This window comes from Niallia sp. Man26 (assembly GCF_022049065.2).
Classification (GTDB): Bacteria; Bacillota; Bacilli; order Bacillales; family Cytobacillaceae; genus Niallia.
In genome coordinates this window covers 438,960-460,693 of sequence record NZ_CP095743.1, presented here as the reverse complement: position 1 = coordinate 460,693, position 21,734 = coordinate 438,960, and the positions used below count along the sequence as shown (strand labels likewise).

The 21,734-nt window shown below is 38.5% G+C and carries 18 protein-coding genes; 5 read left to right on the top strand and 13 right to left on the bottom strand.

Features of this window, described 5'->3' with window-relative positions:
* Window positions 1–556: 556 nt before the first annotated feature.
* The 3 genes from L8T27_RS02350 to pdxR all read right to left on the bottom strand — a co-directional run bounded on the left by L8T27_RS02350 (window position 557) and on the right by pdxR (window position 3,441).
* Window positions 557–751 (bottom strand): Loki-CTERM sorting domain-containing protein, encoded by a 195-nt coding sequence (locus L8T27_RS02350; RefSeq protein WP_233316270.1) that lies wholly within the window; start codon window positions 749–751, stop codon window positions 557–559.
* 173 nt (window positions 752–924) lie between these two features.
* Window positions 925–1,965 carry a SepM family pheromone-processing serine protease gene (locus L8T27_RS02345; protein ID WP_233316269.1) on the bottom strand — a complete coding sequence of 347 codons (1,041 nt, stop codon included), beginning with the start codon at window positions 1,963–1,965 and terminating at the stop codon, window positions 925–927.
* A gap of 87 nt (window positions 1,966–2,052) precedes the next feature.
* The gene (pdxR, locus tag L8T27_RS02340; RefSeq protein WP_233316268.1) at window positions 2,053–3,441 is read right to left on the bottom strand and encodes a MocR-like pyridoxine biosynthesis transcription factor PdxR; all 1,389 of its coding nucleotides are present in this window, start codon (window positions 3,439–3,441) and stop codon (window positions 2,053–2,055) included.
* Between the two features lie 113 nt (window positions 3,442–3,554).
* Here pdxR and L8T27_RS02335 point away from each other — a divergent pair, with 113 nt between their 5' ends.
* Entirely contained in the window at window positions 3,555–4,247 is a 693-nt protein-coding gene (locus tag L8T27_RS02335) for an aspartate/glutamate racemase family protein (RefSeq protein ID WP_233316267.1), read from the top strand.
* 74 nt (window positions 4,248–4,321) lie between these two features.
* Here L8T27_RS02335 and L8T27_RS02330 read toward each other — a convergent pair whose 3' ends face one another.
* Window positions 4,322–5,164 carry an STAS domain-containing protein gene (locus L8T27_RS02330; RefSeq protein ID WP_237940658.1) on the bottom strand — a complete coding sequence of 281 codons (843 nt, stop codon included), beginning with the start codon at window positions 5,162–5,164 and terminating at the stop codon, window positions 4,322–4,324.
* Between the two features lie 156 nt (window positions 5,165–5,320).
* Window positions 5,321–6,172, bottom strand: a complete 852-nt coding sequence (locus L8T27_RS02325) for a VOC family protein (protein ID WP_233316265.1) — start codon at window positions 6,170–6,172, stop codon at window positions 5,321–5,323.
* Window positions 6,173–6,326: 154 nt separating this feature from the next.
* Between L8T27_RS02325 and L8T27_RS02320 the strand changes: the two genes are divergently transcribed.
* Complete coding sequence (locus L8T27_RS02320; protein WP_233316264.1) at window positions 6,327–6,638, top strand: winged helix-turn-helix transcriptional regulator; 312 nt, start codon at window positions 6,327–6,329, stop codon at window positions 6,636–6,638.
* A 104-nt stretch (window positions 6,639–6,742) separates the two neighbouring features.
* Here the strand turns inward: L8T27_RS02320 and L8T27_RS02315 are convergent, their stop codons facing one another.
* The 6 genes from L8T27_RS02315 to L8T27_RS02290 form a co-directional block, all read right to left on the bottom strand.
* A complete protein-coding gene (locus L8T27_RS02315) occupies window positions 6,743–6,976 on the bottom strand; it encodes an excisionase family DNA-binding protein (RefSeq protein WP_233316263.1) in 234 nt (77 codons plus the stop codon).
* Window positions 6,977–7,370: 394 nt separating this feature from the next.
* Window positions 7,371–9,416, bottom strand: coding sequence for a bifunctional diguanylate cyclase/phosphodiesterase (locus L8T27_RS02310; RefSeq protein ID WP_233316262.1), 2,046 nt, complete (start codon window positions 9,414–9,416; stop codon window positions 7,371–7,373).
* Window positions 9,417–9,596: 180 nt separating this feature from the next.
* Window positions 9,597–10,199 carry an SAM-dependent methyltransferase gene (locus L8T27_RS02305; protein WP_237940656.1) on the bottom strand — a complete coding sequence of 201 codons (603 nt, stop codon included), beginning with the start codon at window positions 10,197–10,199 and terminating at the stop codon, window positions 9,597–9,599.
* A 118-nt stretch (window positions 10,200–10,317) separates the two neighbouring features.
* Complete coding sequence (locus tag L8T27_RS02300) at window positions 10,318–11,988, bottom strand: glycoside hydrolase family 13 protein (RefSeq protein ID WP_237940655.1); 1,671 nt, start codon at window positions 11,986–11,988, stop codon at window positions 10,318–10,320.
* Between the two features lie 205 nt (window positions 11,989–12,193).
* Window positions 12,194–13,792, bottom strand: a complete 1,599-nt coding sequence (locus L8T27_RS02295) for a response regulator (protein ID WP_233316259.1) — start codon at window positions 13,790–13,792, stop codon at window positions 12,194–12,196.
* Complete coding sequence (locus L8T27_RS02290) at window positions 13,789–15,606, bottom strand: cache domain-containing sensor histidine kinase (RefSeq protein ID WP_237940653.1); 1,818 nt, start codon at window positions 15,604–15,606, stop codon at window positions 13,789–13,791. The genes L8T27_RS02295 and L8T27_RS02290 overlap by 4 nt, the downstream gene beginning before the upstream one ends.
* Before the next feature lie 245 nt (window positions 15,607–15,851).
* Between L8T27_RS02290 and L8T27_RS02285 the strand changes: the two genes are divergently transcribed.
* The 3 genes from L8T27_RS02285 (at window position 15,852) to L8T27_RS02275 (ending at window position 19,028) form a co-directional block, all read left to right on the top strand.
* Window positions 15,852–16,820, top strand: a complete 969-nt coding sequence (locus tag L8T27_RS02285; protein WP_237940650.1) for a carbohydrate ABC transporter permease — start codon at window positions 15,852–15,854, stop codon at window positions 16,818–16,820.
* Complete coding sequence (locus L8T27_RS02280; protein ID WP_233316256.1) at window positions 16,820–17,647, top strand: carbohydrate ABC transporter permease; 828 nt, start codon at window positions 16,820–16,822, stop codon at window positions 17,645–17,647. The genes L8T27_RS02285 and L8T27_RS02280 overlap by 1 nt, the downstream gene beginning before the upstream one ends.
* Window positions 17,648–17,735: 88 nt before the next feature.
* Complete coding sequence (locus L8T27_RS02275) at window positions 17,736–19,028, top strand: ABC transporter substrate-binding protein (RefSeq protein WP_233316255.1); 1,293 nt, start codon at window positions 17,736–17,738, stop codon at window positions 19,026–19,028.
* A gap of 367 nt (window positions 19,029–19,395) precedes the next feature.
* Here the strand turns inward: L8T27_RS02275 and L8T27_RS02270 are convergent, their stop codons facing one another.
* Complete coding sequence (locus L8T27_RS02270) at window positions 19,396–20,214, bottom strand: MetQ/NlpA family ABC transporter substrate-binding protein (protein ID WP_233316254.1); 819 nt, start codon at window positions 20,212–20,214, stop codon at window positions 19,396–19,398.
* A gap of 157 nt (window positions 20,215–20,371) precedes the next feature.
* On the bottom strand, window positions 20,372–21,568 hold the full coding sequence (locus L8T27_RS02265) for a 3D domain-containing protein (protein ID WP_237940648.1): 1,197 nt from the start codon (window positions 21,566–21,568) through the stop codon (window positions 20,372–20,374).
* Between the last annotated feature and the right edge of the window lie 166 nt (window positions 21,569–21,734).

Here is a 21,734-nt window from a genome sequence, read left to right as displayed (position 1 = left end):
CAAATAAGACAGCATTCATAACTATAAGTCCATACTTCTCTTTATTGTAGCAAAGACGTTCCATCCGTACATTTCGGCAATTGTTCATTTATGTTACAAAACATTTACTAAAAGGGCTGTTTCTATAACAATAGCTTACTAAAATAAGCGAGCCTTCCTCTAGTGCCTATATACCCTTTCTCCTTTTACGGTTAACAGCATATAGATGTTGAGATGAAAGAAAAGATAACCTATTTAAAAACGAATAATAAATTACATCTAAATTTAAAAAATGAAGCTTGTGACTAAATAGATTATGGCTTTAAAATCAGTTCGTTTCATTGCGCTCCAGCCACTCGCTTTCCGCGGGGAGGAAGATGAGCCTCCTCGTCTTCGCCTGCGGGGTCTCATCCTTTCCTCTATTTCCCGCAGGTGTCCCGAGTGTCCGCCGCTCCATTCCACTATGATTTTTTAATTATTGTATTTAAACTAAAAAAACAAAAACCGAACTATTTAATCAAAAAAAACAATTAAATAGTTCGGTTTTCACACGGTTTTACACACTTATGTCCCAACCTTACTTATTTTTCCCTTTATCATTTTCATCAAATTTCTCTACTGGTGATTGGCCGTACCAGTCTTCTCTTTTTCGGCGGCGGCGCTTTCTGATTTGAATTACTGCAGCAACGACAATAATAATGAAGATTATTGCCAACGGAAAACCAAATACTCCATAAAATACACTAAATATTCCATCTAAAAAATCATTCATGATAAAACCTCCTTTGTATTCTCCAAAATCTCTTGAAGCAATACATTCCGTTCTATGTATCCATGTACATAACATTCCCTAATCTTGGCTTTTTAAACTAGCTTCCCTCAACTTATCCCTTTAAAAAAGCATATAAAAAAAGCGGGCATTGTTACACCCGCTTAACTCTTGAATTATTCTTTTTCTGGGAGCTTCTCCAGATAATCTATTGCATCCTGCAATGTGCTGACTGGCACGATTTTAATGTCGTCATAGCCTTCTTTTGCTACTTCTTCTTTAATTTCCTTTTCATTCGTATCATCTTTATAGTTATCCTCTGGATAGAAGAATATGTCTACATCAGCTTTATGTGCAGCGACAATTTTATGCTTGATGCCGCCAATCTGACCGACATTACCCTCTGCATCCATTGTTCCGGTACCGGCTACTTTATAGCCCTTTGTTAAATCATCATCTTCTAATTGATTGTAAATTTCTAATGAGAACATCAGACCTGCTGACGGACCGCCTATATTATCGCTGTTTATCTTTACATTAACAGAGGGATCAATAGACATATTATTTTCCGTACTTATCCCTATTCCCACTTGGCCTGTCTGTTTATTCAGCACAATCATTTCCACTGTTGCTTTTTTGTCTTTATTGTTATGTGTGTATTCAATTTCTACTTTATCTCCAGCTTTTTTGCCTTTTAAATAAGCAATTAAGTCGGTGGCTTGTGTGAATTCATTTCCATCTACTTTATGGATAATATCGCCAACATGGATAACCGATTTTGCTTTTGATGTTTCCAGCACCCCTGCAACAAACACACCATTATATTGATATTCTACCTTTTCCCCTGCAGCATGCAGACTGGCAATAATCGCATTTTGTTTAGAGGTGTCCATCATGTGGAGCAGAAGTGAGTTATATTCCTGATCCGAAAGATCGCCCTTCACTTCTTCTTCTTCTTTAATTTCTGTATGTGGAGCCAACAAGCCATACAGGAGTATGTAAGGGTTACTTGCCTTAATAGAATAGACAGTCGTCAAGTTCAAACTGCCAGCCTCTGTCTTATCTCCATCTTCGACAGTAACCTTCTCCGCGAGCGATTCAATGGAACCAGGCTGGTTCAAGTAATAAGGAGTAGGAATAAAGAATAATACTAGCAATATCCCCATGAGTATAAATAGGCTTATTTTTAATTTTTTGTTTGTCCCTTTTTGTTTCATCGCAAAATATAACTCCTTACTTTCTTTTCTAATGACTGCTATCCTTTTTATAACATAAAAAGGATAAAGGTTCATTAAAAAATGATGTTAAAACGAAAGCACCCTTTTCAAGATAAGGATTCCTTTTCGTATTTCTTCTGGTGCTACACCTCCGTATCCTAGCACAGCAAGATGCTCATGACTTCCTTTACGCATGCTGTATTGCTCGACTGGATAGATGCAAACACCCTCTTCCTTCATTCTGTTCATTTTGTCCTCAGTGAAATAAACGCCCGGAAATTCTACCACTAAATGCATCCCTGCTGCTTTCCCGATAATTTTGGCATCCTCAAAGCAGCTATTGATTGCATCAACCAGCACCTGTCTGCGCTCTTGATAAATTTTTTTCATTTTGCGAATATGCCTCTCAAAATGTCCCTCTTTCATAAAGCGGGCAAGCACATATTGTTCGATTGACGATGTATGCCTGTCATTAAACCACTTCAGCTGTTGAAACTCTCTCAATAATGGATGTGGCAAAACGACGTATCCTATTCGCAAAGCTGGGGATAATATTTTGCTGAACGTACCAACATACAGGACACGCTCCTGATCAATACCCTGCATCGATGGAACAGGGGCACCTTCATAGGTAAATTCACTGTCATAATCATCTTCCACGATATAACAGCCTGTTCTTCGAGCATACTCAATCAGCATCAACCGTCTTTGAATAGACAATATTCCTCCTAAAGGAAATTGATGGGAAGGAATGACAAACAGGAAATCCGGCGCAGCTTCAGGCAATTGCTCAGGAATAATTCCATTTTCATCAACTGGCACTGGATATACTTTTGCTTTTGCCACTGAGAAAATATTCCTCATTTCATCTGCTACCGGGTCCTCTGAGGCGATAAATCCATCAGAAGTCAGCATCATTTCAGTAATAAGGCGCAATGCCTGGGTCGCACCTGATGTAATGATAATTTGATCTGGATCACACTTTACTCCCCGAGCTTTTCGCAAATACTGAGCAAGTACATTCCGAAGCTCTGGCACTCCGCGAGGATCACTGTAACCGAATATATGCTGGGGAGAGTCGATGCATACTTCTTTTGTGAGCTGGCCCCACTTTTTCCGTGGAAAATAATCGGTCGCCGGATTCCCGCCGCGAAAATCAATATATGGTTTTTCATAAGGAAAGGCTTGGTCCTTAGGACCCTCATGCTCCATATGCTTGATGGTAGTCAGCGCTGTACCCTTTGATACAAAGGTGCCTGCCTTTGGCTTAACTTCTAAAAAACCCTCCGCTATTAATCGGTCATACGCCTCCATAGCGATGTTCCGTGATACGCCGATTGTTGCTGAAAGCTCTCTTGTTGACAATAGCTTTTGTCCTTCTTTTAAGGTATTGCCAAGAATGCTACTTCTGATTTGTTCGTAAATTTGCTGCGTTAAAGAGATAGGGCTTGACCTGTCTACTGTAATGAATATCATAAATTAGCCACCTCGAAATGCTCTGGCACTATAAAAGTTTATAAATTGTGGTCCTACTATATACCAGAATAGCATGTTATGCTGTGGAAAACTATACAACGAAGGAGAAAACAATGAAAACTATCGGACTGATCGGCGGGCTTAGTTGGGAATCAACAGCAGACTATTATCATATTATCAATACATTAGTTAAGGAAGAATTAGGGGGATTAAACTCAGCAAAATGCTTGCTTTATTCCTTTAATATGGAGGAAATAGCCATTCTGCAACGGGAAGGAAAATGGGACTTAGCAGCCCAGAAGCTTGCTGATGCTGCCAAAACATTAGAAGCAGGCGGTGCAGATGTAATTCTTATCTGTACGAACACAATGCATAAAGTGGCAAATGAGGTGAAAGAAGCCGTTTCGGTTCCTCTCATTCATATCGCTGAATCAACAGCAAGAAGCATTACTGCCAAAGGGCTTAAAAAAGTCGGTTTACTTGGAACAAAATTCACAATGGAGCAAGGTTTCTACAGCAATATCCTTGAGGTCTTCGGAATTGAAACAATCATCCCGGAAGCTTGTGACAGAGAGGATGTTCACTCCATCATTTTTGACGAGCTATGCCAAGGACAATTTTTGCCAGAGTCAAAAGAGAGGTATTTGGATATCATTCGTAAGCTTATCGCAGAAGGTGCAGAAGGAATCATCTTAGGCTGTACAGAAATACCTCTATTAATTAAAGACGAAGATATAAACATTCCTTTATTTAATACAACCTATCTTCATTCTAAAGAGGCTGTTGACTTTTCATTTGGCAAATAATAAAAAACCACACCGTATTTATTAGAAGGCAATACGGTGTGGTTTTTACCATATAAAGAAAAAAATAATTGCTATTACTCGTTAAAGAATTCTTTGTCCTCAGCGATTGCTTTGCTTAATGTGGAAGCAATCGAAATATCATTAAAGGATAATCCTAGCTGAATGGCAGTTGTCGCGATTTCTGGTCTGATTCCAGACAGTGTGGAGTGAACTCCAATCAAGCTCAAGCCGTTAATCAGCTGGAAAATTTGATGAGCAACCATTGTGTCGATAATAATAACCCCAGACAAGTCTATAAACAGCTGTGTTACCCTCTTCTCAGCACACTGTTTAATTGTATTTTCCAAAATAGCAGCAGCCCGTGCTGTATCGATATCACCTACAAGCGGAAGCAAGGCACGGTTTTCACTGAGCAATATAACAGGTGAACTGAGTTCATTTATCATTTCCTGCTGTGCTCGAAGCTGTTTAATCGAGTTTTCATGGAATTGTTCCGTGAACTGCAGGATAACAATATCAAAAATCCGCACAATGCTGCGATTCCAAATAGTAATCCGTTCTTCTGGTATATCGTTTTTTTGCTTAAATTCCTCGACGAGCTGAAAGTATTGCTCTCTAGTCCGAATAAACTCCCTAATAATAAAATGGATAGGTGTCTCTAAATGCTCCTTATCAGAGGCAATGGCTACAACCCATTCACGGAACTCCTCAAGAAATTTTTCTTCTTCCTCAATAAATACTTTTGCTAAATAGTAATGAAAGTCGTTATTTTGCTTTTTTAATGTTTTAATGATTTCTGGATCTTCAGATGCATAAACTCCGTTAGGATCAGTCCTGTCCAAGTTTGCATACCAATCATCTGTCAATCTGTCAGCATTTTCAAGAAAATACTTATAAAGCTTTTCATTCTTTTGCAAAATATTCCCACCTATTCTAAAAAATTATGATTGGAAATTTTCAAAGGAAAAACCGTCCAATTTTAATATTTTCCTATTGTAGTAATCACTATTTAAAATTTTAATAATAAAGTGGGAATTAGGCAATTTTTTTAATCACAAATTTTTAAATATTAATCATAGAACTAAGCGAATTGTGTTCCCAGAAGGGTCCTTTACATAGTAAGCATCGTTCGTCTTTGTAATTTCAGCATCCATGCCCTCAAGTCTTGCTGCAATCTCATCTCTTGCTTCTTTGCTCGGAACCTTCAAGTCGAAGTATTTTAAGCCTGGATTATTGTCCTGCGGTGCAGGTGCACCGACACCATTCCATGTATTTAAGCCAATATGATGATGGTACTTGCCTGTAGAAATGAAAAAGGCTTGTGTTCCATATTTTTGCACAATATTAAAGCCTAATCCCTTCACATAAAAATCCGCTGTCTCTGCCAATTCAGCCACATGTAAATGAATATGCCCCATTTTTGTGTCTCTTGGCAAACCAAGCCACTGTTTATTTCTACCAGCATCTAGCACACCTTGCGCATCCAGCTGCAGTGTGTCCATTTTTACAAACTCATCTTCCCATGCCCATTGGTTTGCAGCACGGTCACGGTAAATTTCAATCCCATTCCCCTCTGGATCACCTAAATAAAGTGCTTCACTTACATTATGGTCAGAAGCTCCTTGCAATGGATAACCGCTCTCTAACAGATGCTGCAGCTGTGTGCCAAGATCCTCTCTTGTCGGCAGAAGCAAAGCAAAATGATACAGGCCAGTTGTGCGACGTCGCTTATCTTCTGCCTCTTTCAATTCTTCTAAATAAAGAAGCGCTGTCTTTCCATCTGCTGTTAAAGCTGCTTTACTGTCTGTTTGCTCTAGTACTTGAAACCCGATAATCTCCTTATAAAAGGTAATCATCTTCTGCAAATTTTTAACCTTTAACGTAACATTCTCTACATATAAATTAGGATACTCGTGAAAACTCAAGGGAACTCCTCCTGTCATTTTTGTTAACCTCACTTACTTTATGTAAGTAATTATATTTTAATAAACAATGATTGTAAAGTAAGTAATTTATAAATGATAATATTTTTACTTAAGGTAATAACTATTGTATAATAAAAAAAAGGAGTGAAATATCATGAATCCATCCGTCATTTGCCCAAGGTTTGAAAAAGCCATGGGACTGTTAAGTCAGCGTTGGACTGGTTTAATTATTTATCAGCTGCTGAATGGATCTCAGCGCTTCTGCACCATTGAATCATCTATTGGAATCAGCGGGCGGCTTCTTTCAGAAAGGCTTAAAGAATTAGAAAAACAAGGAATTGTCATCAGGGACGTTTACCCGGAAATTCCTGTGCGCATAGAATACTCTCTGACTGAAAAAGGCCGTTCCCTGCAGCCATTAATGAAAGAAATTGAAAAATGGTCTCAAGAATGGCTGGAAGCTTAAAACGAAGCAAGCAATGAGTATAGTATTCCCAATAGAGGATTAAGTACATGAAGAAAAGGCGAATGGTCTTATTATCCATTCGCCTTCTTTCTATTTATGAATACCTAGTCTTCATCCTTAATATCTTTATCTTCCGGTATCGGTTCGTTCGCTAGTTCCTGCATAAGCAGCTGATACTTTTCCAGCTGTTTAAAATGGGTTTTAAACTGATCTTTATAGATTAATACATTCCCGTCCTCATCATGCAGCACCCGAACTTTTCCTTGCAGTACTAGATTTTCCACATAAGACACAGACACAGATAAATATTCAGCCGTTTCTTCAATTGTTAAGTACATTGTTAACACTCCTCATCTGTTACTATAGCATGCCTGCTTCTAGCTAAACAAACAAATACTTATGCTTCATAAATAATATACATTCATTACTTTAATTTAATAATACATTAACGGTAGCTACATGCTTTCTGGGTATAGTAAAGGTGTAAGAAGCAATCATATCGGAGGGATGCAAAATGTTAAGCACAATCCTTAATGGTTTATTTCTAGCGGAATTAATCGGGATTTTCTCACTGATTTTTTATTGTTCCTTCTTTGCAAAGCCGAAAAACAGAAGAAATCTGTAAGGCGAATATGATTTAACTAACAAGTCCTCTTTTTCCTCAAAAAAAGAGCTTCTTTTTTTGTTTTGCAACAAATAAAGAAACTCCTCTTTAAAAATATACACTTCCTATTATATAGCCGTTTTCGTCGTGAAATTGTGACACCAATCCTCCAGTTCACTTTGCACCATTGGCTTGGCATAATAATACCCTTGCAGCACCTTGCACCCATCCACAGTGGACAAGTACGTTACTTGCTGCTCTGTTTCTACCCCTTCAATGACAATATTTAAATGCAGGGAATTACCTAAAGCAATGATTGCTTTCATAATTTCAGAGTCTTTTCGTGAGCCTGGAACTCCATCAACAAATGATTTGTCGATTTTCAATGTAGTGACTGGCAATCTCTTGAGATAAGATAAGGAGGAAACTCCTGTCCCAAAATCATCTAGGGCCACAGAAAAGCCGAAGTTACGGAATGCATGGACTGCTTGAATAGCACCCTCAATATTCTCAACCGCGCTCGTTTCCGTCATTTCAAGCTCCAGAAGCTCTGGATTAAACCCATACTTTGTAACACGGTCCTCTAAGTAGGACATCAGCCTTGGCGATGTTACATAGGGGCCAGGGATATTAACAGAAACAGGCTTTCTTGTTCCGTTTTTCTCCCATTCCGCAATCTGGCGGCATACTCTGTCTATGACCCAGTCTGTGACATCGAACATTTTATCAGCAGATTCTAAGATCGGAATAAAGACAGCTGGTGACAGGAATCCGTAAATCGGGTGATTCCAGCGCAATAAAGCTTCATGTCCTGTTATCTTATTTGAATGCATTTCCACCTTCGGCTGATACACGAGGTAAAACTGATCATTGCTCATCGCTTCTTCCACATCTGCGATTAGTGTTGTCTGGAAGGACTGAACATGAATGGCTGGATCATATGTGATTACTTCATGCTCATATTTAACAGAATGATGATTCAAAACAGCAAGGGCATTTTCATAAACTTGTGTTTCATCACGTTTTTTTTCAACAAGTGATATCGCAAAAACAGTCTTAATCATAATCATTCTGTCATTGATATTAAGAGCAGATGAAAGAATAGCACAAATTTGTTTTGCCATTTCTTCCATTTTTTTATTATCCTCTTTGCTTGTGCTGATAAACCCAAGCCTGTTACCCTCAATACGATAGACGGCAACTGTCTTCGGCTTCAGCTTAACAGTAATCTGTTCAATATAGCGGATGATTTCATCACCGAACTCAAAGCCGTATGTGTTATTCCATTTCTCCAAATCATGAATATGAAGAACAGCAAGTCCTTTAATATTTCCTGGAGTATGAATTATTTTCTCAAACTGTCTTCTGTTCGGCAGCCTTGTGAGCGAGTCAAAATAATTGAGGCGATAATCAACATACCGATCAAGCAATGCCGATAAACCAGAAATAAACAGCACAACAAACGTCCCGGCAGCAACGGATAGAATCAAGAAGCCAACATTCATTTCATGCATGCTGTTATTCAGCTGTACATCTGCATCAACATAGTATTTAACTGCATACATGCCTGTATAATGCATACTCGCAACAGCAAGGCCCATTATGATGGCTGTTATCAGCTTTAACACCAAGTTGTTCATAAATCTGTTCATCCGCGCAAAAATAAATAATGAGACAAATGAAACAATAATCGCGATTAGAACGGATAAAATAAAATAATTAAGCCGATACGTATATTGCACATCCTCCATAATCATCGCCATCATGCCAATATAATGCATGAGTGAAATCCCTAAACCCATAACAATTCCTGAGATGACAATCGATGTGACAGACTTACTCCCAGAACTTGTCATATAGAATGCCAGAAAAGATGCAAGCATTGCAGGCAATACAGATAGGACAGTCAAACCGAGGTGATAGTGCATCGAGGTTGGCAGCATCAAGGCACTCATTCCGATAAAATGCATGGACCAAATTCCGAATCCCATTGTAAAGGACGCAAGGGTCAGCCATACATAACGATGGAAAAAGCTGTTGTACCTTATACGCTCATTAATTGATATAGCAGTATAAGCTGAAATACACGCAATAATAATCGATAATGCTACTACAGGCATGGAATAATGGCCTTCTAAATAAACTACTTTACTGCTATCTGGCAATGTGAACATATTAATTCTCCCTCTTGATGGATTCAACAGATTAATAGTATTGTAGTTTATTTTGCCATTACAAACTTTAATCCTACGACTTTTATACTATTTATCTATGACTATATAGGATAATGGTTTGTTCTACAAGAGATGTAGCTACAGCATTTTCTTCCAATTTTGATAACTTTGTACTTCTCTTTACGTATGGCTATAAACAAGGAATTTCTCTCTCAAATCCTCATGCACTGCAGGCACGAAAAATTCAGCTTCCCTCACAAAGGACGGGTGCTCATCTAATAAGTAAATATACTCATCTGATGGATAATATAAGATGATTCTGATAGCTCGGGCATGCTGCTCTGCAGACAGTAAAATATTATTGATGACTTTCCGAAAGATCTGCACAGAAAAAGGATTAAAGAAATAAAAGATAGTATCATTAGGATGGATTGCGTAATCCTCTGCTTTACATAAGAGAAACTGTATTTGCTCTCCCTGCTTTTTCTTGTTAGCAAAATAGCTCGATTTATTGGTTATAGCCTCTGTATGGAACTGCTCATTCATCTCGATACCAATGCCTGTGGTTTGGAATAAATGGTGAAGCAAAAATAGCAGTCTCCCTTTCCCCGATCCGAAGTCAACAATACGATCTGCTTCTTTTAGCTTGTACTCCTCAAAAAATGCTGTCAAATACCCATATGGTGTCGGTTCATAACGGTGGTAATGGAAGGAGCTGTTGAAGCCTGCCTGCTCTCCTTCTGTCTTGATACGCAGTATTTTGTCATAATCTTTTCCCTTCATTCTCCCCGCTCCTTTCTTAACTGTTTAATCCTACAACCAACTATACACATAAACATATTATATACAAACAAAAAAAGGCTTTAGCCCTCTTTGGCTAAGCCTTCCTTATGCAAGCAAGTTATGAAATAAAGTATACTCTTGTCTCAAATGGTTTAAGAGCTGTTTTCTTGCGGAGCTTTTTATCCTTAACCTCATAATTAGTTAAAGCCAGCTCAGAATATTGATACACAAGCTCTGATGGAACCTTGAAAATGGTCGGCTTATCACTGAAGTTATTAATAATGATAGCCTTTCTTTTACCTAAAGTTCTAGTGTATACAAATAATCTTGGATGATTCGCCAAATAAAGCTGGTAGCTTCCGTAAGTGAACAGAGGGCTTCCTTTTCTCAGTTTAATCAGCTCTTTATAAAACGAAAGGATGGAATCAGGGTCCTGCTCTTGATTAGCTACATTGATTTCCAGATAATTAGGATTTACTCCTATCCATGTATGGTTTGATGTTGTAAAGCCAGCCATATTTTCTGCATTCCATTGCATCGGCGTCCGGGCATTATCACGGCCCTGCTTCCAGACAACCTTCATAATATCCTCGTGAGGAACTCCCTTTTCCGATTCCACTTTATAGAAGTTAACCATGCCAACATCATCATAATCATCAATAGAAGGGAATTGAACATTTGTCATGCCAATTTCCTGACCTTGATAAATAAATGGTGTTCCCTTCATTAAGAAATACATAGATGCAAGCATTTTCGCGCTCTCTTTCCAATAGCGCTTATCATTTCCCCAGGAAGACACCCTGCGCGGCTGATCGTGATTTTCGATAAACAAAGCATTCCAGCCTCGGCCTTCTAAACCCTTTTGCCATTTGGACAGCACCTTTTTTAAGGCAATAATATCGACTTTGTCTTCATCATCTTTATTCCATAAACTTAAGAACTCAAACTGAAATATCATGTTGAAATAACCGTTTTCTTCGCCTACCCATTTGTCCGCATCATCAAGGCCGACACCATTTGCTTCTCCGACTGTCATAATGTCATAGTTTTTGATTGTTTTATCAGCAAATTCTGTTAAGAACTCATCAATTCCGTGTACATTCATCATGTAAGGAAAACTCGGAACATATTCCAAATGGTCAGGATTGTATAAATCCGGCAAGCCTGGTGCTTTTTTAATATGAGAAATAGCATCAACCCGGTAACCGTCTATCCCCTTATCAAGCCACCAGTTAACCATGTTATAGAGAGCTTCCCGCACCTCAGGGTTTTCCCAGTTTAAATCAGGCTGTCTCCCCGAGAATATATGCATGAAGTATTGCTCTGTTTCCTCATCATATTTCCAGGCAGAGCCGCTGAAAATCGATTCCCAGTTATTCGGCTCTTTCCCATCCTTGCCATCTCTCCATATATACCAATCTCGTTTTGGATTGTCCTTAGATGAACGAGATTCAATAAACCAAGGATGCTCATCACTCGTATGATTAATAACCAAATCAAGTATAAGCTTCATCCCTCTAGCGTGTACCTCGTGAAGAAGCTCATCAAAGTCTTCCATCGTACCGAAATCCTCCATAATATCCTGATAATCTGAGATATCATAACCATTGTCATCATTCGGTGATTTAAACATCGGGGATAGCCAAATAACATCAATGCCTAACTCTTTCAAGTAATCAAGCTTGGAGGTAACTCCCTTTAAATCTCCCACTCCATCGCCGTTGCTGTCCATGAAGCTTCGCGGATATACTTGATAGGCTACGCATTCTTTCCACCATTTTTTGTTCATCTATATGCACCTCATCTATTTTAAAAAGTCCAAACACTCTGCTAGTTTACAAAAAAGCCTTTTTAATAATTGATATGTTTCCTTTATATTTTAAAGCATATCCCCCAGATTGAAACTGCTTACATTGAGCAAATAGGGTGGAATATATTGAACTTCCCTTTACCCTTATATTAGTGATTAAAACAATATAGACGTTACTTTTAATTTACTTTAACGTATTGGTGATTTGTGCATCTCTATATTCATTTGGAGTGACACCAACTGTTTTCTTAAACAGCTTGCGGAAGTACTTGTCATCCTGATAGCCTATCATACTGGCAATCTCATATATCTTTAGCGAGCTGTTTACAAGCAGGGATTTAGCCTTTTCAATCCTGATTTTCGTTAAGTAATCCGTAATGGTTACTTGGAATTCCTTTTTAAATTTTCTTGAGATATATTCCCTGCTGATAAAAAAGCGTTCGGAAAGCTCCTGTAATTTGACATCTCTGTTGAAATTCGCGTGCAAATACTTTTCAATCTCGTAGATGATGCTGCTTTCTTTCGTTGCAGAAGCCCGCTTCACCTTTTTCAGAAACACAGCAATTTCTCTTTTTATATATGTTTTATATGCTTCTAGCTGAAAGCTTCCATCTGACTCAAAAAAGCTATCTGTTCTGTTTTCAGCACTTTCCCATGCCTCCGGGAAAGCTATTTGATAGTTCTTATACCACCGTTCTCCGACGACTCTATATTCCTTCTCAAAATGTAAAAGCTGCTTCCATGATAGAAATCCATTTTCGGTATATTCTGCTGCAACTTGCTCTAATAATTCTCGAAAAGCACCAATTTCTCCTGTCTGCATCGCCATTTTAATCGCTGAGTTGTGCTTCATTAAACTTTTCCATTCTAGCTTTGGCAGCAAAGACCCGCTGTACACCCTAACTGCACGCTTTTCTAAAACATTCATGGAATATAGCAGCTCTTTCCCCGCCTCATAAGAGTCCATTAATTTCGCAAGCTCCCCGACAGGACCGCCAACTGCAATCGGACAGGAAACTTCAAATGTATGCTGAATTTTTTTATAAATTTCTGTGAGTAAAGGGTCAACATCCTCCGATTTATTCCACAGGATAATCGCGATTTCACCTTTATTAGCCAGATAGCGAAACGCAATCCCGCTCCTTCTTTCACTAAGTGCCTCCGTGATAATATTCAAGATGGAAAAGTAAGCTAACTCCCTGTCTCTGTTAAACTGTTCAATTGTTTTTTCTGTGATGCACATAACAGCAACCCTGTATTCACTTGCTAAATAGAATTGGAATTCGCGTAAGACCTCTTCATTGACAGATCTGCTTGTTAAAAAATGGGTCAGCTTTCTGTCCCGGTATGCTGGCTTCATCTTATTAATAAGCTGATCTGAATTCACCTTCCTTTTCCTGTCCACTTCTTCTTCGTTCCATCTTTCCACGGCATTCTTCAGGGTATTATTTAATATCTCTGGATCTACAGGTTTTAGTAAATAATCAAAGCTGTTGAAATGAATGGCTTTTCGCATGTAATCATAGTCATCATAGCCTGTAATGACGACAGTCTTGCTAGTCGGCTGATTTTGCTTAATCCATTCCAGCAATTTCGTTCCATCCATTTTCGGCATCTTCATATCAGAAAAAATCAACTCTGGCTTGTAGCGTTCAATAAGCTCGATTGCATCTTCCCCATTGCTTGCCTCATAGATCTCATTAATATTGTTCTCTTCCCAATTTGCAAGAAGCCGAATGCCTTCCCTGACATGCTTTTCATCATCCACAATCAAAACTTTCATTGTTCCTGCACCCCATTAATTATCTTTGGAATATATATTTCTACCATGAATCCTTGATCTTCCTTACCGCTGATAATCATCTCAGCTTGATTTCCATAATAAATCTGGATTCGTTCATAAATATTCTTAAGTCCGATTGATTCCCTTTGTCCAGGTTCTGCTATATTCCCCTTCTTATAGAGCTTCTGCCTGATTTCCTGAAGCTCCTCCATGCTAGCTCCTTTACCATTATCACTGACCGACAAAACAATATAATCGTTCAATAACGAAGCTTGAATAGTGATTGTTGCCAGCTTAACTTGATCTGCAAACCCATGTTTAAAGCAGTTTTCAACGATTGGCTGCAAAATCATTTTCGGGACAAGGATATTTCCAAGGCCTGGTGATACATGGATATTGAATTCAAACTGTTCATCAAAGCGCTGCTTTTGCAGCGATAAATATGCTTGTACATGCTTTATTTCCATCGAAAATGGAACAATATCCTCCTGCATATTCATGCTGTACCGCATTATATTCGATAAGGATGTCAACAAGGAGTATACATTTGCTGCCTTCGACTTTAATGCAAGTGTACCTATCGACTGTAGGCTGTTATACAAAAAGTGAGGATTTATCTGAGACCGCAATACCCTCAGCTGTGACGCCTTATTTTCGATTTCTAACTTATACTCTTTATCAATCAGCAAGTTAATTTTTCCGATCATTGATTTAAAGTGCTTCCCAAGCATCCCGATTTCGTCATTGCCTAAAGAATCGAAGTCTGCTTCCAGCTGACCGCTTTCAACTTTTTTCATATTGGCAATCAGCACTTTAATCGGCGCTGTCACCTTTACCGATACGAGTGATGTGACCAACAGCACGATTGCCAAAGCAATAACTCCTATTAAACTATTCATAACAACCGTTTCTCTTGCAGTCTGGTATAAAATTGCATACGGAATACGTTTTGCTATATACCAGTCATTCTCTTGAACTGAGAACTTCTGGAATACGATTACACCGGAAAACTCGTCATCTTCCCACTCATAGCTTTGTTCTGCACGCGTATCAAGCATCTTTTCATACCAAGCCTCTGTCATTCCATTGCCAATTTCCTCTTTGGTTGAAGAATAGATAATCTTTTTCTTGTCATCAACAATATATAAATCCTCTTCTCCTGCTGTGTACAGGCGCTCGGCGATGCTCTCAATCCTCGAAAGATTGATGTCAATCGACAAATAACCTAGGAAATCCTCTGCAGGTATATTGCGGATTATATTATGAAAGCTTAAGACATTATTTTTCTCTGAATTGGGAATTTCAGAGATATTATTATAGCTGTAAATTTCATGCGGTGCTTCAATAAGAGAATAGTCCGCCTTGTTTGTCTTAAATTGCGCATAGTACGGATGGTCAAAAACATTTTCATACTTTACCCTGCCGCTGATTTTACTATGATAATTTGTATAAGAATCTTTCCCATTATCAATGTACAGATGCATCTGTTCAATTTCTGTTCTTGTGTTAAACAAGTACGCCAGCAGTCGTCTTACCTCCTCCTCATTAACAGAACTGTCATCCTCAATCCCATTTACAAGCACATTCATGAAAGGAGTATACCGGTACAATACAGAAGACATCTGCGCAATATCCTCTAAATAAACAGAAAGCTCCTCTTCTCCCTTTTTAATAAAGTCATAGTTAGTTGTGACAGACCTTTCCTTAATAGAGTCAATCGTATAATAATAGGTGATGATAATCCCCGTTCCAAAAGGAAGAATGGTCGCTATCATCAGCAGCAGTATCAGTTTTTTCCGGATTCCCCATCTCATTAATCTGGTCAGCAGTTCAAAGGTGTTCTCTCCTGACCTGCCCTCCCTTCTATATGTACGAGCATAAGTGTGGAAGTATGAGCAACTTTTATCTGCTTTGTGCACACTCTTCCTATTTAATATATCTCTATTATCATCACCGCGCCTAAAAAGGGCGGTTTAATATTTTCCACCCTTGTCGTCAATGTAAGCCGTTTCATAAAATCATTTTATAACTTACATTATACATACAGGAGGTGCGGAAAGTGAACAACCAAAATAAATTAGAGGAACATAATAATTCCACTATTGTTACACCTATTAACAGAAATACCAAAAAGCCTATTACAACAGCCAAGAAAAAGAGACTGAAAAATGCAGGGCTGTTCACACTATTTGTGGGTCCTGTGTTTCTCGCCTTTACCATTATTGTCTTAATCCCATTCTTTACCGGAATCTATTATTCTTTTACTGATTGGAACGGCATTACAGGACAAGTAAAATGGGTTGGACTGGATAATTTTAAATACTTGTTTACAGAGGATAAGCAATTTCAAGCGTCATTCCTGCTGACGACAAAGTATACAATTGTCGCCATTGTATTGACGAATTTAATTGGCTTCGGCTTAGCACTTTTAGTTACACAAATGCTGAAAACAAGAAATATTCTTCGGACAGTTTTCTTCATGCCGAATCTTCTTGGAGGCTTATTGCTAGGATTCATCTGGCAGTTCATCTTTGTAAGAGGCTTCGCTTCAATTGGAGAGTTAACTGGCATTCCGCTCTTTGAGCTGGCATGGCTCGGAGATGCAAATACCGCATTCTGGGGAATTGTTATTGTCAGCGTCTGGCAAGGTGCTGGATATATTATGATTATTTACATTGCTGCATTACAAAATGTTCCGCAAGAGCTTATTGAAGCAGCTAAGATTGACGGAGCAAATAAATGGCAAATATTGCGTCATATCACTTTACCTTTAGTTGCGCCAGCGGTAACAATCTGTCTGTTCTTAACAACTGCGTCTTCCTTCAAAATCTTTGACGCAAACCTGTCCCTGACAAATGGTGGCCCATTTAAGTCAACAGAAATGTTAGCGCTTAACATTTACACAGAAGCATTTGTTAACAACCGCTACGGAATTGGCGAAGCAAAAGCATTAATATTCTTCCTTGTTGTGGCAACAATCTCTGTCCTTCAAGTTACACTGTCTAAGAAGAAGGAGGTTGAATCCTAATGGGCAGCAAATATACTGGAAAAACCTTTATTCTGGAAATATTCGCGATACTGATTGGACTTGTGTTTCTCGTACCATTCTATTATGTAATCGCCAACTCCTTAAAGCCATTTGCTGAAATTTTGACGAATACATCAGCATTGCCTAAGGTGCTTCAGTTCCAAAACTATGTAAGTGCATTTGAAAAGCTTGATTACTTAAAGGTACTAAGCAACTCTTTAATTATCACCATCGCAAGCAATATTGTATTAGTTGTGTTCTGTTCAATGGCTGCGTATATGCTTGTAAGGACTAAAAAGAAAATTTCTAATATCATCTTTATGTCCTTTGTTGCTGCAATGATTATCCCGTTCCAATCCATCATGATTCCATTAATTAAGACAGCCGGCAACCTGAACTTGCTGAACAGCATCTGGGGGCTTGTCATCATGTACTTAGGATTTGGATCAGGTATGACTATCTTCTTATATCACGGATTCATTAAAGGAATACCAGTGGAATTAGAAGAAGCTGCAATTATCGATGGATGTTCACGTTTCGGTTTATTCTGGCGCATCGTCTTCCCGCTGTTAAAGCCAATCACTGTAACAATTGTTATCCTTAACAGCTTATGGATTTGGAATGATTATCTGCTTCCATCCCTTGTCTTGCAGAATCCAGAATTGCGGACAATTCCTTTGGCTACCTTCTTCTTCTTTGGCCAATATACAAAGCAATGGGATCTAGCACTAGCCGCATTAATGCTCGGCATCATTCCATTATTGATTTTCTTCTTTGCGATGCAAAAACATATTATCAAAGGTATCACAAGCGGTTCTATCAAATAAGCACAGCTACATTCGGGATCAGCCTCCATCCTTTTTAAAGGATGGAGATCCATATAAAATTTTTCCTAAAATTCAGGAGGGGAAACCAATGGGTTTTAAATTCAAAAAATATTCACTAGCAGCAGGTGTATTATCAGCAACACTTCTTCTTGCAACAGCATGTTCTAATGAAACTGCTTCTGATAGCTCAGGCAGCAAGGACGGAAAAGTAGTTGTTGATATATTCAACGGGAAAGTTGAAATTGCTGATCAATTAAAAGCATTAACAGATGCATATACAAAAGAACATCCTGACGTATCCTTTAATATCGAATCTGTCGGAGGCGGTGCAGACGGAGCAGCTGCTCTGAAAGCTAAATTTGCTTCTAATAAAGCTCCAGATATTTTTGGTAATGGCGGCTACCAGGAAGCAATTACTTGGAAGGATAAGCTCGAGGATTTATCTGATCAGCCATGGGTGAAGGATGCTTATGAAAGTGCCTTAGTTCCAATGACAATTGATGGGAAACTTTACGGTCAGCCAGTAAACTTAGAAGGTTACGGCTTCGCTTATAATAAAGAGCTATTCAAAAAAGCAGGCATCACAGACCTTCCTACTACTTTCACTGAGTTAGAAGCAGCAGCAGAGAAACTAAAATCTGCGGGCATTACTCCTTTCTCAATCGGCTATGGCGAGTGGTGGGTGCTTGCAAACCACGGCTTGAATGTACCTTTTGCTTATCAAGATGATGCAGATGCGTTCATTAAAGGCTTGAATGATGGCACGAGCAAGATTGAGGGCAATGAGTATTTTAACAAGTACTTTGATCTATTGGACTTGACACTGGATAATGGTAACAAAAATCCTTTAACAACTGACTATAATACACAGGTCACTTTATTCGCTACAGGTGAAGCAGCAATGATTCAACAAGGAAACTGGATTCAGCCGATGCTGGATAAATTGAGCCCTAATATGGAAGTCGGCTTTATTCCAATGCCGCTTAGCGATGATGAAGCACAATCAGACAAATTGATGGTAGACGTTCCAACTAACTGGGTTGTTCACAATGGCGCTCCAGATGCTGATAAAGAAGCGGCTCTAGATTTCTTAAACTGGACTGTTACTTCTGATACAGCTAAAACAATGTTAGTAAAAGACTTCAAATATGTACCTGCATTCAAAACAATTGAAGCAAGTGCTGATGATATCGGTCCATTAGGCGCAGAGATTCAAAAGTATTCTCAAGAAGGCAAAACATACACTTGGCAGTTCATGAAATATCCAGACGGTGCTGGCCAAGAATTTGGTTCTAGCCTGCAAGCTTATGTAGGCAAAGAAAGTACAAGAGAAGAAACAATGAAAGCACTTGATGAAACTTGGAATAAGCTGAAGAAATAACTTTAGCAGCAATAAAAAGCAGTGTTTCTTTTATGAGAAACACTGCTTTTTCGTATGTAGACTAAGTATGAATACAAAAGATGATATAAAGGGCAGTCAGCGGAAAATCCTCCCTAGTTTGCTCCGTTAATTAAACGATAGTATTAAAGCAGTGTTCTCCCTCACAGAGACACACTGCTTTTTTAATTAACCTATAGTCTTCAAAGCTTCACAAACTTGTTATGAAAAGTTGATAGTTTTGTCATAGTTTCTTCATAATTAGAGGGTACAATAAGAATATGTTAAGACACTAACTCTTTTTCAAGTTCCCCCTTGAAATAGATATATTTGAAATCCAGCTAAGTAATTAGCTGGATCTTTTTTTGTATTAGAATGCTGGCAACGCTGAATCTTTATAGTCTTCCTCTAAGAATTTCTTCACTTCAGGTCCAGTCATTTTTTCTGCTAGAAGCTTGATTGCTTCAGAATCGGCATTATCCTCTCGTGCTACGAGCGTGATGGCAAATGCAGACTCTACTCCTTCTGTTAATAGAGCGTCTTTGTTCGGCTTTAAGCCTAGCGGTTCTGCATAAGCAGGCGTCATGATAGTAAGGTCTGTATCTTCATAGACACGTGCCAGCATAAGTAAGTCTACTTTTTTGATTTCAAAGTTATGTTTGTTTTCAGCGATATCTGCTTCTGTTGCAGTCGTACTAGTTGCACCATCTTTTAACTTAATCAGCCCGTATTTGTCCATAAGCGCAAGAGATCTGCTGATATTTGTCGGGTCATTCGCAATTGCAACAGTAGCTCCATCCGGGAGGTCTTCCAATGATTTATACTTAGGAGAATATCCTCCATATACTGCATGGTAGATTGGCTGTACTGCTACTAAATCTGCATTTGAGTTTTGATTGTACTGCTCCATATAAGGAACATGCTGAAAGAAGTTAGCATCGACCTCTTTGTTTTGCAGGGCATTATTTGGTTGAACATTATCGTTAAGAACAACAATCTCCAAATTAATGCCTTCCTCTTTCATCAGCGGCTTTGCTATTTCCAATATGTCTGTCATCGGAGGAATTAAGGAAGCCACTTTAAGTGTCTGTTCCTTTTTCTCTTCCTTTGGCTCTTCTTTATCTGCATTGCTTGCGCATCCTGCAAGGCATAGGACACTAAACAAAATAAACATCATGATTTTTTTCATTTATATACCCCTCTGTCTTTCTCCATTATTTTCTGGCTCCATGACCAGAAGTAATTATAGCATGAATCAGTTATTTTTGAGAATAATTCTCAAATATTCCTAAATTTCATACAAAGACAAAAAAGGTGCAAAGCGCGAGCTTTGCACCTAAACTTTATTAGTCAAGGATTTTCACTTTTACTGTTTTTCGACCCCAGGCCTTCGCTTTTTTGTTGTTAGGCATGAGAACATCAATTTTGTGACCTTTAATGGCACCGCCAGTGTCACCTGCAATTGCTTCTCCATAGCCTTCAACCCATACTTTAGTACCTAGTGGAATAACAGACGGGTCAACCGCAATCAGCTTCATGTTCGCATTCTTTTTAATGTTATACCCTAGCGCAGTATAATCAGACTTCGTGCTCTCATGGCTGTACGCTGTTGCAGAGACATAGATTGTCTTTGAACTGCTGCTTTCTTCTTTTGAAGAAGAACTTGAATTGTTTTTACCTTTTGATTTTGATGCAGATGAAGAGGAAGATTTCGGCGCCTCCGTTGTTTCAGCAGAAACTGCTGTTTGCTGCTGTACAATCGCTTTTTTGCGAGCCTCAGCCTCTTGTTGCTGCTTCTTAATTGATTCTTCGGCTTTCTTCAAATCTGCTTGAATTGCTACCTTTTCTGACTCCGCAATCTCAATTTCTTTCGAGATGCTTTCGTATTCCTTATTAGCCTTCTCTACAGCTGCCTGTCTTTTTTCGAGATTCTCTTCTAGAGCTGCTTGATTTTCAGCTAAAGACTCATAACTCTCCTGCAGTTCTGCTTCTTTTGCATCAATATCCTTTTTCTCTGCTTCAATCGTCTCAAGATCCTGCTGCTGCTGTTCCAGAAGGTCTTTATCTCCATTATAGAAAGCTGATACAGCTGCTGCACGATCTAAGAAATCGGATAAATCTTGAGCATTAAGTATAACTTCCATAATTATGTTTGTTTTATCTGTGTTTTGTAAGGTTACGAGTCTATCTTTCATAACATCCTTACGTTCTAATACTTTATCTTCTAAAACAACTATCTGTTCTTTCTTCTCTTCTATCTTTTGTTTCGTTTCTTCTATCTTGCTTTCGATGCTTGAAATCTCATTTTTACTTGCCTCTAATTGGCTTTCTGTAGATTTCAGCTCGTCTTGAACAGCTTGAAGCTCTTTTGATGCCTGCTGCTGTTCTTGCTCTTTTTCGTCGAGCAATTTATCTTTCTCTTCTAGTTTGCTTTTACCATTTGTAAGTGTTTCTTGACTCGTTTCTGCATGTGCCATCAATGTAGTTGAAAAGAATGAAGCACATATTAATGATAAAACCATCATCTTTTTTATCAGACTCATCTTAAAACCCCTTTCCATTAAGTTATAACATATGAAAGGGGGTGTTAAATTACAATTCTATTAAATTCGCAAGTCAATTCCTTTAAAAAACGCTTACATGCTAGAACATACTGCTATAAATGGGTTTAATTCCTATTAAAAATACTACTATTTACCAAGCTGCCTA